Source organism: Solibacillus sp., from assembly GCF_040273735.1.
Classification (GTDB): Bacteria; Bacillota; Bacilli; order Bacillales_A; family Planococcaceae; genus Solibacillus.
In genome coordinates, this window is the sequence record NZ_JBELZM010000003.1 from 82,099 (window position 1) to 98,574 (window position 16,476).

15 protein-coding genes are annotated in these 16,476 nt (G+C 39.3%); 11 read left to right on the forward strand and 4 right to left on the reverse strand.

All coding sequences use genetic code 11. The features are described 5' to 3' along the window. Positions 1-45: 45 nt before the first annotated feature. The 6 genes from ABS917_RS04675 (at position 46) to ABS917_RS04700 (ending at position 5,527) form a co-directional block, all read left to right on the forward strand. On the forward strand, positions 46-252 hold the full coding sequence (locus tag ABS917_RS04675; RefSeq protein WP_008407794.1) for an alpha/beta-type small acid-soluble spore protein: 207 nt from the start codon (positions 46-48) through the stop codon (positions 250-252). A gap of 169 nt (positions 253-421) precedes the next feature. Next, positions 422-1,984 (forward strand): acyl-CoA synthetase MbcS, encoded by a 1,563-nt coding sequence (mbcS, locus tag ABS917_RS04680; RefSeq protein WP_350477905.1) that lies wholly within the window; start codon positions 422-424, stop codon positions 1,982-1,984. Positions 1,985-2,239: 255 nt separating this feature from the next. After that, entirely contained in the window at positions 2,240-3,250 is a 1,011-nt protein-coding gene (sppA, locus tag ABS917_RS04685; RefSeq protein WP_350477906.1) for a signal peptide peptidase SppA, read from the forward strand. A 14-nt stretch (positions 3,251-3,264) separates the two neighbouring features. Then, positions 3,265-3,756 carry an RDD family protein gene (locus ABS917_RS04690; protein ID WP_350477907.1) on the forward strand — a complete coding sequence of 164 codons (492 nt, stop codon included), beginning with the start codon at positions 3,265-3,267 and terminating at the stop codon, positions 3,754-3,756. A gap of 189 nt (positions 3,757-3,945) precedes the next feature. Beyond that, positions 3,946-4,452, forward strand: a complete 507-nt coding sequence (gene tpx / locus ABS917_RS04695) for a thiol peroxidase (RefSeq protein WP_350477908.1) — start codon at positions 3,946-3,948, stop codon at positions 4,450-4,452. A gap of 142 nt (positions 4,453-4,594) precedes the next feature. Beyond that, on the forward strand, positions 4,595-5,527 hold the full coding sequence (locus ABS917_RS04700) for a class I SAM-dependent methyltransferase (protein ID WP_350477909.1): 933 nt from the start codon (positions 4,595-4,597) through the stop codon (positions 5,525-5,527). A 144-nt stretch (positions 5,528-5,671) separates the two neighbouring features. Here ABS917_RS04700 and ABS917_RS04705 read toward each other — a convergent pair whose 3' ends face one another. Then, positions 5,672-6,118, reverse strand: a complete 447-nt coding sequence (locus ABS917_RS04705; RefSeq protein WP_350477910.1) for a universal stress protein — start codon at positions 6,116-6,118, stop codon at positions 5,672-5,674. Positions 6,119-6,451: 333 nt separating this feature from the next. Here ABS917_RS04705 and ald point away from each other — a divergent pair, with 333 nt between their 5' ends. Next, positions 6,452-7,585 carry an alanine dehydrogenase gene (ald, locus tag ABS917_RS04710; RefSeq protein WP_350477911.1) on the forward strand — a complete coding sequence of 378 codons (1,134 nt, stop codon included), beginning with the start codon at positions 6,452-6,454 and terminating at the stop codon, positions 7,583-7,585. 71 nt (positions 7,586-7,656) lie between these two features. Here the strand turns inward: ald and ABS917_RS04715 are convergent, their stop codons facing one another. Beyond that, positions 7,657-8,292 (reverse strand): 5,10-methylene tetrahydromethanopterin reductase, encoded by a 636-nt coding sequence (locus tag ABS917_RS04715; protein WP_350477912.1) that lies wholly within the window; start codon positions 8,290-8,292, stop codon positions 7,657-7,659. A gap of 200 nt (positions 8,293-8,492) precedes the next feature. Continuing rightward, positions 8,493-9,581: a M24 family metallopeptidase gene (locus tag ABS917_RS04720; protein ID WP_350477913.1), complete on the reverse strand. Its 1,089-nt coding sequence runs from the start codon at positions 9,579-9,581 to the stop codon at positions 8,493-8,495. 117 nt (positions 9,582-9,698) lie between these two features. On the opposite strand from ABS917_RS04720, the gene ABS917_RS04725 reads away from it, so the two are divergent. Both ABS917_RS04725 and ABS917_RS04730 read left to right on the forward strand, forming a co-directional pair. Next, on the forward strand, positions 9,699-10,379 hold the full coding sequence (locus tag ABS917_RS04725) for a metal-dependent hydrolase (protein ID WP_350477914.1): 681 nt from the start codon (positions 9,699-9,701) through the stop codon (positions 10,377-10,379). A gap of 217 nt (positions 10,380-10,596) precedes the next feature. Then, positions 10,597-11,904, forward strand: a complete 1,308-nt coding sequence (locus ABS917_RS04730; protein WP_350477915.1) for a DRTGG domain-containing protein — start codon at positions 10,597-10,599, stop codon at positions 11,902-11,904. A gap of 48 nt (positions 11,905-11,952) precedes the next feature. Here ABS917_RS04730 and ABS917_RS04735 read toward each other — a convergent pair whose 3' ends face one another. Further along, positions 11,953-12,264: a YtpI family protein gene (locus tag ABS917_RS04735; RefSeq protein ID WP_350477916.1), complete on the reverse strand. Its 312-nt coding sequence runs from the start codon at positions 12,262-12,264 to the stop codon at positions 11,953-11,955. Between the two features lie 92 nt (positions 12,265-12,356). Between ABS917_RS04735 and ABS917_RS04740 the strand changes: the two genes are divergently transcribed. Continuing rightward, positions 12,357-13,301, forward strand: coding sequence for a DHH family phosphoesterase (locus ABS917_RS04740; RefSeq protein WP_350477917.1), 945 nt, complete (start codon positions 12,357-12,359; stop codon positions 13,299-13,301). 19 nt (positions 13,302-13,320) lie between these two features. Next, the gene (dnaE, locus tag ABS917_RS04745; RefSeq protein WP_350477918.1) at positions 13,321-16,395 is read left to right on the forward strand and encodes a DNA polymerase III subunit alpha; all 3,075 of its coding nucleotides are present in this window, start codon (positions 13,321-13,323) and stop codon (positions 16,393-16,395) included. Positions 16,396-16,476: the final 81 nt, after the last annotated feature.

A 16,476-nucleotide genomic window follows, 5' to 3' on the forward strand; every position in this document is an offset into this window, starting at 1 on the left:
CTTTCCTCCCGGTGCATTCTAATGTCACAAGGAGGTGAGAGACAGATGGCAAACAACAACAGCTCAAACAAATTACGTGTACCTGGTGCACAACAAGCTTTAGATCAAATGAAATATGAAATCGCACAAGAATTTGGCGTACAATTAGGTCCAGACGCTTCATCTCGTGCAAACGGTTCTGTAGGTGGCGAAATTACGAAACGCCTAGTACAGATGGCTGAGCAGCAATTACGCGGCAACCAAAACCAATAATACGTTTATAAAAAGAGCGCTACTTTAAAAGTAGCGTTTCTTTTTATTTTGTTAATAAATAATTTTTGTTATGCAACAAAAAGTGGCGGAATATTTTGATATTAATTAAAAGGATTATTATACTGAATATGTAAGGCTCATTTTTTTCAAACAAAGGGGAGTATCAAAAATGAATGAAAATCAATTAGTTGCACCGGAAATTTATAATATTGTAAATGAATTTGAAAAGCATGAAAATAAAAGTTCAAAAACAGCATTAGTATTTCAGGAAGAAAACGGACATCAAGAGCGTTATACATACGAAGAGTTACTACAAAGAGCAAACCAGGCTGCAAATGCCTTTTATGCACAAGGGTTAAAAAAAGGTGATGTAATTTTAATTATGCTGCCTCGCTGTTTAGAAGCATATATTTCTTATATTGGAGCATTAAAAGCAGGATTGGTCATTATTCCGAGTTCTGAGCTGCTGCGAGCTAAAGATATTGACTATCGTCTAAACCATTCAGAGGCTAAGGCAATTATCGTGATGGAGCAATTCGTAAATGAATTCGAACATGTAGAAAATTTAGCGAATGTAGAATGCTTTATCGTTGGGAATGAAAAAGAAGGATGGACTTCATTGATGGCGCTTGCAGAGCAGCAGTCAATCGAGTTCAATTCTGTTGAGACAACAGCAAATGATTTGGCGTTTTTGGCCTATACGTCAGGTACGACAGGAAATCCAAAAGCCGTAATGCACTCACATGGCTGGGGATATGCGCATTTACGTACAACGGCAGCTGAGTGGCTTGGAGTACGTGATGGCGATACAGTATGGGCGACTGCAGCTCCAGGATGGCAAAAATGGATATGGAGTCCGTTTCTTGCTGTATTAGGCAGTGGTGCAACAGGTTTTGTGTATAAAGGGAAGTTTGATCCAACACAGTTTTTACATTTAATCGAACAGCAAAAAATCAATGTGCTTTGCTGTACACCGACAGAATATCGTATGATGGCGAAGTTAGATCAGTTAAATTCATTTAATTTATCTTCATTGCGCAGCGCTGTTTCGGCTGGTGAGCCTTTAAACCGGGAAGTGATCGAAACATTTGAACGTGAGCATCAATTAACTGTCCGTGATGGCTATGGTCAAACAGAAAATACATTGTTGATCGGGACATTATTAAATATGGAATTGCGCCCTGGCTCGATGGGGAAACCGACACCGGGAAATATCATTGATTTAATCAATGAAGATGGTGACCTTGTACCGGCCGGTGAAGTCGGTGATATTGCAGTACACAAATCGACTCCTGCATTATTTAAAGGATATTATAAAGATCCTGAGCGTACAGCGATTCAATATCGCGGAGATTGGTATGTAACAGGCGACCGCGCAATGAAGGATGAAGACGGCTATTTCTGGTTTGAAGGCCGTAATGATGACATTATTATTTCATCAGGTTATACAATCGGTCCATTTGAAGTAGAAGATGCGTTAACGAAGCATCCTGCTGTACAGGAATGTGCTGTTGTTGCAAGTCCTGACGAAATTCGAGGTAATGTTGTAAAAGCATTTGTCGTTCTAAAAGATATAACATTAAAAGATAGCCCAACAATTGTAGAAGACCTGCAAAATCATGTGAAACAACTGACTGCACCATACAAATATCCACGAATTATCGAGTTTTTAGACGAATTACCTAAAACGATTTCAGGGAAAATCCGTCGTGTTGAATTGCGTGTAAAGTAAGGAAAATAACATTGCTCGACAATTATTGCCCGGGTAATTAAAAAAGGTGGCGAAATTTGCCGCCTTTTTTCACTTTATTCCGCAAGTATTCATGTTTAAACAAGCTGAATTTATAGAAATTAGGCTCCACTATTCGTAAACAGCAAAAGTATGGTTGATTGTTAAAATGGTAATATGTCAAAATCACTGCAGGAAATGGTTTTTGATGAAACTTTTTGTAAAATAGTTTCGTACATATATTGAGGAGGCGTGAAAATGAATACAAAACGAGTTGTGGCACTCATTATTGCTGCCGTATTATTATTTTTCTCTATTGGGATCAATACAATTATTTCGATTTTTAAGACCGATTTCTTTACTAGTTTCGATAATTTGATGGGTACGGATTCGCTCACATACGAAAACGTCGTGGAAACAGGAGACTTAACGAGTAGAATTGCGCATTTAACGGTAGATGGTGTAATCCAGGATGTAGGGGAACCGAGTATTTGGGAAACGGTCGATTACAACCACCAGCTGTTTATAGAGCAATTGGATGCTGTACTGGAAGACGATACAGTTAAAGGCGTTGTATTATCTGTAAACACTCCGGGTGGCGGTGTCATTGAATCAGAAGAAATTTACCAAAAATTATTGAAAATTAAAGAAGAAAAGCAAATTCCGATTTATGTCTCAATGGGATCAATGGCTGCTTCCGGGGGTTATTATATTTCAGCACCGGCAGATAAGATTTTTGCCCAACGCGAGACAATTACCGGTTCAATCGGTGTTATTATGCAATCGATCAATTATGGGAAATTAGCCGAAAATTTCGGGGTCGAGTTTGAAACAATCAAATCAGGCGAACATAAAGACATGTTTGGCGGTGTACGACCTTCTACAAAAGAGGAGCTTGCGATGCTGCAGGAAATGATTGATGAATCATATGAGCATTTCGTTGATATTATCGAAGCTGGGCGTAATATGTCTGAAGCGCAAGTGAAAAAAGTAGCAGATGGCCGTGTATTAGGCGGTACTCAGGCATTGCGTGCAGGGCTAGTTGATGAAATTGGAAATGAAGAAGCGACGATTAATGCATTACGCGCGGATTTTGGATTGGAAGATGCAGAGTTGTTTGAATATACAATGGATACATCAAGCTGGGGTTCATTATTAGGTGTAAAACTGGGCTCTATGCTTCGACCATCTGCTGAGGCTGAAGTATTGTCCAAAATTATTTCAACGACAAATTCGCCTCGTATGATGTATTTATATGGTGACTACTAATAGGAGGGATTACGATGACTGACATAATCGAAGTAGTGGATGAAGCATCTGTCGTAAAGCCGCCTTCTATTAAACAAAAAACAGCCGGCTTCTGGATGCGTTTCTGGGCATTCCTGTTGGATTCAATTGTCATAAGTGCTATTATCGGCGTCTCGATTAAGCCGGTATTTGCATTGATGAATTGGAGTATTGCCAGCGATGTTTGGTATGCGCCGATGACAATTCTTTCGGGAATTATTTTCTACGCTTATTTTGTGCTCATGACAAAATTTTTCAAGCAAACATTAGGGAAAATGACGTTTGGGATAAAGGTTGAAAAAGATGACGGGGAAGCACTGGATTGGATGACTGTATTATTTCGTGAAGGGGTAGGCCGATTTATCAACGGTACATTATTATACTTACCGTATTTAATTGTCGCCTTTTCACCAAACAATAAAAGCATTGCCGATTATTTTGCCGATACGGTCGTTGTTCATGAAAATATTTATACAAAAGATGTTTAAAAAAGAATAGAAGGGGAAATAATTTACTATCGACACCTTCTAAGCAAGAGAAGAGCTGTTTTGTAAGATACGTCTTATAAAACAGCTCTTTTCTTTTTGTTTTCTTTATTTGGATGAATATAAGCTCAGTTAGTTGCAATTGCTAAATCTTTTTTAGTAATATTAGGGAATATAAAGGAGGCGTTTAATATGGCACAAGTAACATTTAAAAACAGTCCAGTAACACTAATCGGTAATGAGGTAAAAGTTGGTGATCAAGCACCGGATTTTACAGTGGTTGCAAATGATTTATCAGAAGTAACTTTAAAAGATTCTGAAGGTAAAATTCGCTTATTCTCGGTAGTTCCTTCATTGGAAACGGGTGTTTGTGATAAGCAGACTCGTACATTTAACGAAGCGGCTGCTAACTTAGATGACAATGTTGTAATTTACACAGTGTCAATGGATTTACCATTTGCTCAAAAACGTTGGTGTGGAGCTGCGGGTATCGATAATGTTGTAACAGTATCAGACCACCGCGATGCATCATTCGGTGAAGCATATGGCGTACATATGAAAGAATTACGCCTTTTAGCACGTTCAATTTTCGTTGTTGATGAATCAGGCAAAGTTGCTTATGTGGAGTATGTTCCAGAAGGTACAGACCACCCGAATTATGAAGCGGCAATCGAAGCAGTAAAAGCTCTTGCAAAATAATTTCGTTTTGAACGATTTTGTTGTAAAGTAATTACATGTATAATTAACACCCACTCAATGATTATTGAGTGGGTTGTTCATTTAGTGGATATGTCGCAATCAGGCGAGAAATCCAAATGAATGGAATGAGGGAGCTAGTTTAATGGAAAAGTTTGAACAAATTTTTAAATATATTAATGACAACGCAGAGAATGTTGCAGCGCAGCAGGAGCAGGATTATTTGGAAGCGTTACTGCAAACACTGGAAGATACACTGGACGGGAAATTTGAGTGGCAAGTCGAAGGTGCAACCAAGGAAGATATGCGTAAAGCGATCCAAATTGCGATTTTAAAAGGAATGCGTAAAAGTGCCCAGCCGAATCACCAAATGACACCCGATACACTGGGGCTTATTGTAAGCCATTTTGTAGAGCAATGCTTTGAGCAGGAGTTAAAGGAACGGACTATTTCTATTGTTGACCCGGCACTCGGTACAGGGAATTTACTGTTTACAGTCATGAATGCGCTGGAAGGGAAAGTAGTTGCTTCAGGAGTGGAAGTCGATGATTTATTAATTCGGTTGGCAGCAGCAACAGGAGATCTTATCGAACAACCTGTTACACTTTTCCGTCAAGATGCCCTGGAAAAACTGTTAGTCGATCCGGTTGATGCGGTAGTTTGCGACTTGCCTGTAGGATATTATCCGAATGAAGAAGTAGCACTTGACTACGAATTATGCGCGGCAGAGGGAATGAGCTACGCACACCATTTGTTTATCGAGCAATCTTTAAATTATACAAAAGAAGGTGGATTTGGATTTTTCCTGATTCCGGCAAATTTATTCGAATCGGATCAGGCGAAACAGCTTCACCAGTATATTAAAGGACATGCATGGATTCAGGCGGTCATCCAATTGCCGGAAAACCTGTTCTCATCAAAAGCGCATGAGAAAAGTATTTTAATTTTACAAAAGCAAAGTGAGCAGCTAAAAGCACCGCGTGAGGTTTTATTGGCAAAAGTACCGAATATGTCAAACCGTGATGCTCTGGCGATGTTCTTTGAAAAAGTACGCATGTGGAAAGAAAGCAATGATTAGAAACGATAAAGTTTAGAGGCGGGAGTCTTGCCTCTGCCGCTATACGTTCAAGCAGATAAATTACTACCCGTTAATGCGTGATAAATGATAAATGCCATCGACTCAATTTGAGAAGATGGCATTTTATATTTATATTTATTTAAATCACTCTGGTGTACGGATTACCAATACATCACATGTAGCTGAACGTACGATTGCTTCTGATACAGAACCGATCAGGAAACGTTCAACAGCATTTAAACCAGTTGCACCACAAATTATTAAATCTGCTTCTACAACATTTGAAAGTTCTTTTGTAATAATATTTTTAGGAGAGCCATATTCAATAATCAGGTTAACGTTTTCAACGCCTTCTGCTTCAGCTTGCTTTTTATAGCCGTTTAACAATTCCTCAGAATGCTGTTGAGCACGCTCAGCAATTGAACGGTCATAAGCTTCTATAGCTGCGAAAGAACGTGTATCGATAACGTTTACTAGGTTGATTGTTGCACCTTCATTGCGTTTTGCTACATCGATTGATTTACGGAATGCATATTCTGCTTCTTTCGAGCCGTCTACTGCTACTACAATGCTTTTATAATGGTTTGCCATTTTCCATACCTCCTAATTATCTATAACTATATTATACCAAATAATTTGCCAAAGAACATAATTCCTGCACTGAAATATAGGCGAAAAACAATAACTTCCATGAAATAGTCACAAATTTGTATGTATTGAAAATAATAGTTTTTACTATTATAAAATATTTTTCTCAGCAAAATAATAGCAGTTTCTCTACAGTTGCAAGGTATGATTGGCGATTCACTTTTCAGAATATAATTTACATTCAAAATCCTCTACTAATTTGCTGGTAAAATTGGTAAAATGGATTTGATTTATGTTAAGCATATTTCTAAGTAATTGTTAAAGGGAGGAATTACGTTGAAAATAGGGGTACCGAAAGAAATAAAGAACAACGAAAATCGAGTTGCGATGACACCGGCAGGGGTATTGTCTTTAATCGCAAATGGTCATGAAGTATATATTGAAACTGGTGCAGGATTAGGCTCTGCATTTACGGATCAGGACTATATTGAAGCTGGTGCCCGTATTGTTCAAACAGCAGCTGAAGCATGGGCTGGAGAAATGGTTTTAAAAGTAAAAGAACCCGTGCAAAGTGAATACAAGTATTTCCGTGAGGGATTAATATTATTTACGTATTTACATTTAGCTCCGGAGCCAGAATTGACTAAGGCTTTACTAGAAAATCGAGTAATCGGTATCGCTTATGAAACAGTGCAATTACCAAACGGTTCTTTACCATTATTAACACCGATGAGTGAAGTTGCGGGTAAAATGGCAACACAAATCGGCGCACATTATTTAGAAAAACTGCCGGGCGGTAAAGGGATCTTGCTTGGTGGAGTATCAGGTGTTCCTCGCAGTAAAGTAACGGTTATCGGCGGTGGTATTGCGGGAACAAATGCAGCTAAAGTAGCAGTTGGAATGGGAGCGGATGTTACGATTATCGATTTGAATCCTGAACGATTACGTCAGCTTGATGATTTATTCGGACGTGATGTACAAACATTAATTTCAAATCCATATAATATTGCAGATGCTGTTCGTTCTGCTGATTTAGTAGTTGGTTCTGTGCTTATTCCGGGAGCGAAGGCACCGAAATTAGTTACAGAAGAAATGATTCAATCGATGTCACCTGGCTCTGTTGTTGTTGATATTGCGATTGACCAAGGCGGCTGTTTTGCAACATCTGAAAAAGTAACAACACATGATAATCCTACATTTGTTAAACATGGTGTTGTACACTATACGGTGGCAAATATGCCAGGTGCGGTTCCACGTACATCGACTATCGCATTAACAAACAATACGGTTCCGTATGCATTACAAATTGCGAATAAAGGCTTTTTACGTGCATGCCTGGACAATCTTGCATTAAAGCGAGGCGTTAATACATTGGACGGTAAAGTTGTATACCGTGCAGTAGCAGACGCACAAGGGCTTGAATTTGCAGAAGTAGAAGATGTGTTAGGTGCACTGACAGGATTAAATTAATCAATATTTTACCGCAAAAATCCGCTGCAATTGTCAAAACCAATCGCAGCGGATTTTTTTAATGGGTCATTTTATTTAACCGAGATTAATTCAGTTGTAATATTACCTTCAAAATCAGTAATACGGATAATACCGTGATCTTTAGCTAGATAGATTTTAGAGCCGTTTGGATATTTTAAAACTACTACATTACGGAAGGTTCCTGCTTTTGTTTTAACTGTTTCACTTGTACTTTCAACATAAACTGGTGTTGTTTCCATAGTATCGTCATATAAGTAATCCGTATCGGTAATTGTTGTCTTTTCTTTCATCGGATAGCTTAATGAGAAGAAAAAAATATCTGAATAGGCAACACCTAATGCAAGCTGCTGCTGATCTTCAATATACGTATAGCCGATATAGTCTTCTTCCAACAATTCTACCGAGTTTTCGATCGATTTATTTTTAGAAGCGATATATGTTTTTGGGCCAGCATCTTCGAATGATGGTTTATAAGTATAACTGCGATTTACTTTTGGCATAAAGCCTGTATTTGAAACAGATGCTTTTTCCTTTACCGCTTTGTTCGGTGATACACTATTTGAAATGACTTCGTTATCTACCTTGCTCGTTTGACTTGCTTCGGCTTCCGTATTCCATTCAATTTGACTTATTGGCAATAGTGTAAGCACAATTATAAGTAGCGTTGTAAATGACCATCTTTTCATAATGCACCACTTCCTTTCGGTTATTTTCAAGTAATTAATAGTCTATTCCTCAATTTTGCTTTTAGAAAACAAGTTAAAAATTGTAAAGTGGATATTTTGAGAAAAGTCTCTTAAAAATAAAAAGCGAGCTATCCTCTAAAAAGGACTGCTCGCTTTAGTATATGCAAATTTCATAGTTTCTATACAATTAAATTAATATATTATAAAATTACAAGTTCTTTTGTGAATGATGTAAGTACTTCCACACCATCTTTTGTAACGACTACATCGTCCTCAATACGAACGCCAGCAGCATCCGTTTTATAAATGCCAGGCTCGATTGTAAATACTGTTCCTTCATTTAGGACAAAATCGTTGGCGCCGTTGATCGAAGGGAATTCGTGAACAGAAATACCAAGACCGTGACCTAAACGGTGTGTGAAGTATTGGCCATAGCCTGCATCTGTAATAACATCACGGGCAATTTTATCCAAGTCCATTGCGCGGACACCTGGTTTAACTGCATCGATCGCTGATTCGTTTGCGCGGCGAACAGCATTATAAATTTTAATTTGCTCGTCATTTGGCTGGCCGAATGCTACCGTTCGCGTGATATCTGAACAATACCCTTCGTAAATAACACCTAGGTCAAATAAGATTAGGTCACCTTTTTTAATTTTGCGGTTTCCAGGTGTTCCATGAGGAGAAGCCGCTTTTTCTCCAGCCAATACCATCGTATCGAAGCTCATCGCATAGCCTTTTGCCTTAATAGCGGATTCAATTATGTTTAAAACTTCCATTTCTGTTACGCCTTCTGCAATTGCATCACAGCCAACCTGAATTGCGTAGTCCGCTAATTCGGCAGCTTTACGTAATTTTTCAAGTTCCGCTTCATCTTTTGAAATACGAAGCGCGTTAATTTTTTCATCAATACCTGCAAACTTTAATTGCTCATAGCGTTCTTGGATCGCTTCTAAACGCTCAACTGTTAAATGAGATTTCTCAATAGCCAATGTATCGAATGTAACGTTGCGAGCCTCGACATTTTTTGCAACAACATCCCAGGCATTTTCAGTATCTTCATGTCCGACAACGTCGAAAGCCCACCCTGCAGCTACTGCATCAGGTATTTCCATTTTCGGGCAAATTAAAAACGGCGCTGCATCCTTAAATACCATAACTCCAAGTAAGCGCTCATGCGGCTCACTTCTAAAACCGGAAAAGTAAAAGACATTGTCAGGTGTTGTAATAAAAGCAGCATCCCAGCCATTTTCAATTAAATGATTTTGTAATTGTTTCAATTTCGACATTGTATAAACTCCTTTGTTGTTCCATTAATGAATTCACGGTATAAGCATATCAAAAAAAGGAGAATTATGCATAAATATCGAATGATACAGGGAAGGTTATTTTAGGAGGTATGATATATGCAGATTTCATTTCACGGACATTCCGTCGTAAAAATTGTGACAAATGGGACCACGATTTTAATTGATCCTTTCATTAACGGAAATGGACAAACAGATTTAAAGGTTGAAAATGAAAAACCGGATGTCATTTTACTGACGCATGGACATAATGATCATGTTGGAGATACGGTGGAATTAGCAAAAACACACGATGCACTCGTTGTCGCGCCAAATGAGCTTGCAGACTATTTAGGCTGGCAAGGTTGCAAAGTCCACAATATGCATATTGGTGGTGCACGCCAATTTGAATTCGGAAAAGTGAAATTTACACAGGCGTTCCACGGCTCTTCATATGTAACGGAAAACAACGAAATTATCTATATGGGAATGCCGGCCGGAATTTTATTTACGGCAGAAGGTAAAACAATTTACCATGCTGGTGATACGGCATTATTTGGGGATATGGAGTTAATCGGAAAACGTCATCCAATTGACATTGCCTTTTTACCGATTGGCGACAACTTTACAATGGGACCTGAAGATGCAGCTTATGCGGTTTCTTTATTGAAGCCGAAAATTGTTGTGCCAGTCCACTACAACACATTCCCGCCAATTAAACAAGATCCGGCTGACTTTGCGAAACTTGTTGAAGGTTCAGAAGTACAAGTATTGCAGCCAGGGGAATTTGTTGAATTCTAATTTACTATTGAATGTATATCCATTTGATATAATTTATTCTTAAACTTAAACTGCCCAACAATCTATTTTGTTGGGCAGTTTGTCTTATTTATTTCTTGAGCTTTTTCTTACATTTATAAGCAATTATACGGGTATATGTATTGAAAATAGTATAATTGCGCCGTTTAAATATGGTACACTAAAGACATAAATGAATGATGAGAAATAGGTGATGTAATTGTCAACGAAACATGAGAAGATTTTACAATACATTGAATCACTACCGGTTGGCGATAAAATTTCGGTTCGTCAAATTGCAAAGGAAATGCAAGTGAGTGAAGGGACAGCTTACCGAGCAATTAAAGAAGCTGAAAACCGACGTCTTGTAAGCTCAATCGAACGTGTAGGTACGATTCGAATTGAAAAGAAGAAGAAAGAAAATATTGAACGCTTAACATTTGCTGAAATTGTAAATATTATAGATGGTCAAGTTTTAGGTGGAAAAACAGGTCTCCATAAAACATTGACGAAATTTGTAATTGGTGCGATGAAGCTTGATGATATGATGCGCTATACGGATGCAGGGAGCCTGCTCATTGTCGGTAACCGTACACAGGCACATGAATACGCATTGAAAACAGGGGCTGCTGTATTAATTACAGGCGGATTTGATACAACTGAATCCACTAAAGAGCTGGCAGACGAACTGGATTTGCCAATTATCTCAACAACGTATGATACGTTTACAGTGGCGACGATGATCAACCGCGCCATCTATGACCAGCTGATTAAAAAAGATATATTACTGATTGAAGATGTATACGTCCCGATGGAAGATACGGCTGTATTAAAAAATAATGATACGATCGCAGATTTTCATAGACAGAACCGTCGTACGACGCATGGAGCCTTTCCTGTTGTAACAGGTCAAAACAGGCTTGTCGGTATGATAACGAGTAAGGACGTAATCGGGAAAGAAGAGTCAGAGCCGATTGATAAAGTAATGACAAAGAACCCGATTGCTGCTTCAATGAAAACAAGTGTCGCTTCAGCTGGACACCGAATGATCTGGGAAGGAATCGACTTGCTTCCTGTCATTGATGAAGAAGGGTTATTAAAAGGGGTTATCAGTCGTCAAGACGTATTAAAGGCGATTCAATTAGCACAGCGTCAGCCCCAGCATGGCGAGACGATCGATGATTTAGTGAAAAATGAAATGCGTGTCATGGGCGAAGAGGATATTGAAGTGGAATTTACTGTTACACCGCAAATGACAAACCAGTTTGGAGCGATTTCATATGGTGCTTTTACAATCCTATTATCCGAAGTAGGTGCTTTTGCATTGAAGCGTCGTAAACGCGGAGAAGCGGTTGTTGAAAATATGAATATTTATTTTATCAAACCAGTTCAGATGGAAAGTGTATTAACTGTCCGTCCTAGAATTTTGGACATGTCACGTAAATTCGTGAAAATGGATTTTGAAGTATACAGCGCGACAAATCTTGTTGGAAAAGCCATGATGACATTCCAGCTATTAGAACGATAAAAAAAGGGTCATGCTGAAAGTAAATTGCTTTCAACTGACCCCGTTCTTTTACCTGTTTAATTCGTATTCTTCTTTTATGTATCGGCCTTCATGCTGCATGCGTTTATAATTATTAACACCCAAACCTGCACCAATGATGAAGAAAACAGCTGCAACGGCAAACCCGAGAATATCCGGATACAGAATCGTTGCATTCAGACCAAAGAAGATGAGAAATGCGGCAAGCGCAACCCCGGCTTTCGCAGTATACCATTTACGACGAATAGGCAGTGTCGAACGGAACTGCTTAGTTTTGAAATATAAATAAAATACTAGTGACGCTATAATACAGGCAACAAACAGAAAATTTAAATAGACCATATTGAACCCCCTAATAGCCAAACTACTAAATATTGTAACGATATTTACTGGAAAATGAAATAGGTATTCATTATGGATGAGGAGGAAATGTATTGAAACGTCAAATTATTGACAAAATTAAACAATATGAAACAATTGTACTGCATCGCCATGTACGACCGGACCCAGATGCGTACGGTTCACAAATAGGACTGGCTGAGTTAATTCGGGCAAATTATCCCGAGAAAGCGGTATACACGGTCGGTGAACATGACGACTCATTATCTTTCATGGCAACCCCTCAGCAAATCGAAGATGCACAGTTTGAAAATGCACTGGTCATTGTGACTGACACTGCGAATACCGAACGTATTGATGATCAGCGCTATGTAAACGGCGAGTTACTTATTAAAATCGATCACCATCCGAATGATGATGCTTATGGTGATTTGTTATGGGTGGATACGAATGCTAGTTCATGCAGTGAAATGATTTATGAGCTTTATGAAGAAGGTAAAACGTATGCAGATTGGGATATGTCCGATGAAGCGGCACGCCTGTTGTTTGCGGGAATTGTCGGCGATACTGGTCGTTTCCTATATCCAAGTGCTAGCCCGAAAACATTTGAAACAGCAGGACAACTTGTACAATATAATTTCGACCGAAATGAAGTATTCGATGGTATGTACGAAATGGAACGCAAACTACTAAACCTTCAAGGTTATATATACCAGCATTTCGAAATGGACGGAAACGGTGCGGCGTCGATTAAATTGCCTGCAGCTATTTTACAGGAATTTGATGCTACACCATCCGAAACATCCCTATTAGTTAGTTCATTGGGCAATGTAAAGAATATCCGTGCATGGGTGATGTTCATTGAAGACAATGATACGATTCGCGTTCGTATACGTTCGAAAGGTCCGGTTATCAACGGCCTGGCGAAAAAGTATAATGGTGGCGGACATCCATTGGCATCTGGTGCTACAGCATATTCTTGGGAAGAGGCAGATCAGGTAATTGAAGATTTGAAAGTGATTTGCAGTGAATATAAATAATATGATGGAGGGATGACGGGTGACTGTATATCCGCAAGTACGGACAAGTGCCGATTTATTGAAAAGTACAATTCGTATCGAAGAGCTCATCCCTTTTTTACATCAGCAAAAGGCAAAAAGCTGTGCAATTGTTAATACGAAATTGTACGGACTTTTGCCTTTTTGGTTTGAAATGAAAAGGGCCGGTATACATCCGGTAGTAGGCTTGACGATTCAGCTCGAATTGTCGGAAGATCAATCATTGCCGCTTGTTTTATATGCAAAAACAAACGAAGGATATCGCAATTTGTTGAAAATCTCCAGTAGTATTTCCATTCGGCCAGAGCAGACAATCCCATTAAGATGGCTGCTCGCATATGGAAAAGGAATTGCTTTTATGATTCCTGTTATCGAACAGCAGGCAATATGGTTGCAACAGGAAGCGGAGCCACTATTGAAAGAAATTATTAAGGCCTATCCGGATGAAGTGTATATTGGGATTTCCCGTTTATCCGATACAGCAGGTTGGGAAAGTTCAGCAGTTCAGCTCGCTGAAAAAAATGCTCTTCCAATTGTTGCAACACATGAAAGTCTGTTTTTTAATGACAAGGACTTTTTTGCCTATGAAGTGGCACAGGCCATCCATACTGGTGTAAAACTGAGTGAAGCTGCAGAAAGCAATAAACAGGGAAATCATTTACTGACAGCAGAACAGTGGCAGCAGAAGTTTAATGATCAGCAACAATGGCTCGTACAAATGGAAAATTTATTACTAAGCTGTCAAATTGAAATAAACACTAATAATGTTTATATGCCGAAGTTTCCGGTTGGCGAAGGAGAGACGGCGGAAAACTTGCTGCAGCGGCAAGTAGTGACTGGTATACAGCGGCGTTTAAATACATCCGCAGTGCCGGATCAGTATGTTGAACGGATGAACTATGAGCTTCATGTTATTCAGTCGATGGGCTATTCAGATTACTTTCTGATTGTCGCCGACTTTATGCAGTTTGCACGTGAAGCACAAATATTAACAGGTCCGGGCCGTGGTTCTTCCGCGTCTTCTCTTGTCGCATTTGCACTCGAAATTACGCAGGTGGACCCTTTGCAATACGATTTGCTGTTTGAACGTTTTTTAAATCCGGAACGTATTACACTACCGGATATCGATATCGACTTTTTAGATACGAGACGGCATGAAGTTATCCAGTATGTTGCGAAAAAATACGGCAAACAATATGTCGCACAAATTATTACGTTCGGTACACTATCTGCCAAGGCAGTTGCCCGTGATGTTGCCCGTATGTTTAATTTCGAAAGTGAAGCATTGGAAATGATTTCTAAGCTAATACCGAATAAGCACGGCATTACACTGAAGGAAGCATATGCAATGTCGGAAAACTTAAGAGCATGGGTTACGGCAGAGCCTATCCGCCAAAAATGGTTTGAAACATCTCTTCGATTGGAAGGACTTCCAAGGAATGCGTCAACACACGCAGCAGGAGTCGTATTGAGTCCTGTTCCATTAGTCGACGTCGTACCAATTGAAGAAGGACATGACGGAATATTTTTAACACAGTGGCCGATGCAGGAAGTGGAGCAAAACGGATTATTGAAAATTGACTTTTTAGGACTCCGTAATTTAACGATTTTAGAGCAAATCCGGAAGTCGATTCAGTTTACTCATAATACACAAATCAATTTTAATCAAATTCCGCTCAATGATGAAAAGACATTTGAGCTATTACAAAATGGCGACACGAATGGTATTTTCCAGCTAGAGTCGGATGGCATGAAAAATGCACTCCGTGAAATAAAACCGACCCACTTTTTAGATATTGTAGCAGTCAATGCATTGTATCGACCGGGCCCGATGGAATTCATTCCGATGTATGCAAGAAGAAAGCATAAAAAAGAGCAGGTAATCATGCCGCATCCGCATTTAACACCGATTCTGGAAGAGACATACGGCGTTATTATTTATCAGGAGCAAATTATGCGCATTGCGAATGTGATGGCGGGCTTTTCTTTTGGACAGGCTGATTTGCTCCGTCGTGCTGTGAGTAAAAAGAAGCGGGATGTACTGGAGCAGCAGCGGGCCTCTTTCGTAAAAGGTGCCTTAACAAAAGGTTATACACAGCAGGCAGCCGAAGAAGTGTATGCATTAATTGTCCGGTTTGCCGATTATGGCTTCCCGAAAAGCCATGCCGTTGCGTATAGTGTTATTTCCTATCAGATGGCGTACTTGAAAGCCAATTATCCGGTCAATTTTTATGCTGCTCTCCTGACAAATGCAACGGGTAATCCAGAGAAGCTTGCCCAAATTATAATGGAGGCAAAAGCAAGGGGAATTGAAATTTTGCCGCCGTCGATTAATCGAAGTATGCGTCACTTTAAAGTGGAAAGCGGGAAAATCCGATTTAGTCTTTCCACGATTAAAGGTGTACCGCAGCCATTTTTGCAAAAACTGTTAATTGCGCGTCAAGAAAGGCAAAAGCCGTTTGACTCTATATTTGATTTGGCTGTGACGTTGACGACAGCGAATTTCAACAGAAAAATTATCGAACCGCTCATTAAAGCAGGTGCACTTGATGAATTCGGCAAAGATCGTGCAACATTACTCGCCACTATCGAAGGTGCCCAAAAACAGGCTGATTTTGTACGACCGGGCGGGGATGACTTGTTTGAAGGGGCATTGCTCGCATTCGGTAAACCGAAATATAGTGAAACATCCCCAATTCCGGAAAAAATCAAACTGCAGTACGAAAAGGATGTGCTCGGTTTTTATTTATCAGATCATCCAATCGTAAAATTACGAAGCCATTTTCCGGAAGTTACGGCAACTGTTCAAACTTTGTCGTATCTTAAAGACAACACGTTCGTAAAAATGATCGGTCAAGTTCGCGAAATGCGACAGCTCCGCACAAAACGCGGTGAACTGATGGCATTTGTTCAGATGGAAGATGAGTTTGGATCAGTCTCTTTAACATTGTTCCCTAAGGAATACGAGCAAGTTGTCGGGAAAATCCGGGAAGAGGGCCTGCTTTATATAGAGGGCTTTTACGAGCAACGATTTAATAAACAACAAATAAAAGTTAAACAGATTATTATAAAATAAATAGTATTAAAGAGCGCCTTCTAATAGCTTTAGAGGCGCTCTTTTTATATGGGTTCTTCTAAATTTATCGAAAAAACGTAA

Bases quoted from the DNA above. Each gene is read 5' to 3' on its own strand.
- ABS917_RS04675 (WP_008407794.1), top strand. From the start codon at position 46: ATGGCAAACAACAACAGCTCAAACAAATTACGTGTACCTGGTGCACAA.
- mbcS (WP_350477905.1), top strand. From the start codon at position 422: ATGAATGAAAATCAATTAGTTGCACCGGAAATTTATAATATTGTAAAT.
- sppA (WP_350477906.1), top strand. From the start codon at position 2,240: ATGAATACAAAACGAGTTGTGGCACTCATTATTGCTGCCGTATTATTA.
- ABS917_RS04690 (WP_350477907.1), top strand. From the start codon at position 3,265: ATGACTGACATAATCGAAGTAGTGGATGAAGCATCTGTCGTAAAGCCG.
- tpx (WP_350477908.1), top strand. From the start codon at position 3,946: ATGGCACAAGTAACATTTAAAAACAGTCCAGTAACACTAATCGGTAAT.
- ABS917_RS04700 (WP_350477909.1), top strand. From the start codon at position 4,595: ATGGAAAAGTTTGAACAAATTTTTAAATATATTAATGACAACGCAGAG.
- ABS917_RS04705 (WP_350477910.1), bottom strand. From the start codon at position 6,118: ATGGCAAACCATTATAAAAGCATTGTAGTAGCAGTAGACGGCTCGAAA.
- ABS917_RS04715 (WP_350477912.1), bottom strand. From the start codon at position 8,292: ATGAAAAGATGGTCATTTACAACGCTACTTATAATTGTGCTTACACTA.
- ABS917_RS04720 (WP_350477913.1), bottom strand. From the start codon at position 9,581: ATGTCGAAATTGAAACAATTACAAAATCATTTAATTGAAAATGGCTGG.
- ABS917_RS04725 (WP_350477914.1), top strand. From the start codon at position 9,699: ATGCAGATTTCATTTCACGGACATTCCGTCGTAAAAATTGTGACAAAT.
- ABS917_RS04735 (WP_350477916.1), bottom strand. From the start codon at position 12,264: ATGGTCTATTTAAATTTTCTGTTTGTTGCCTGTATTATAGCGTCACTA.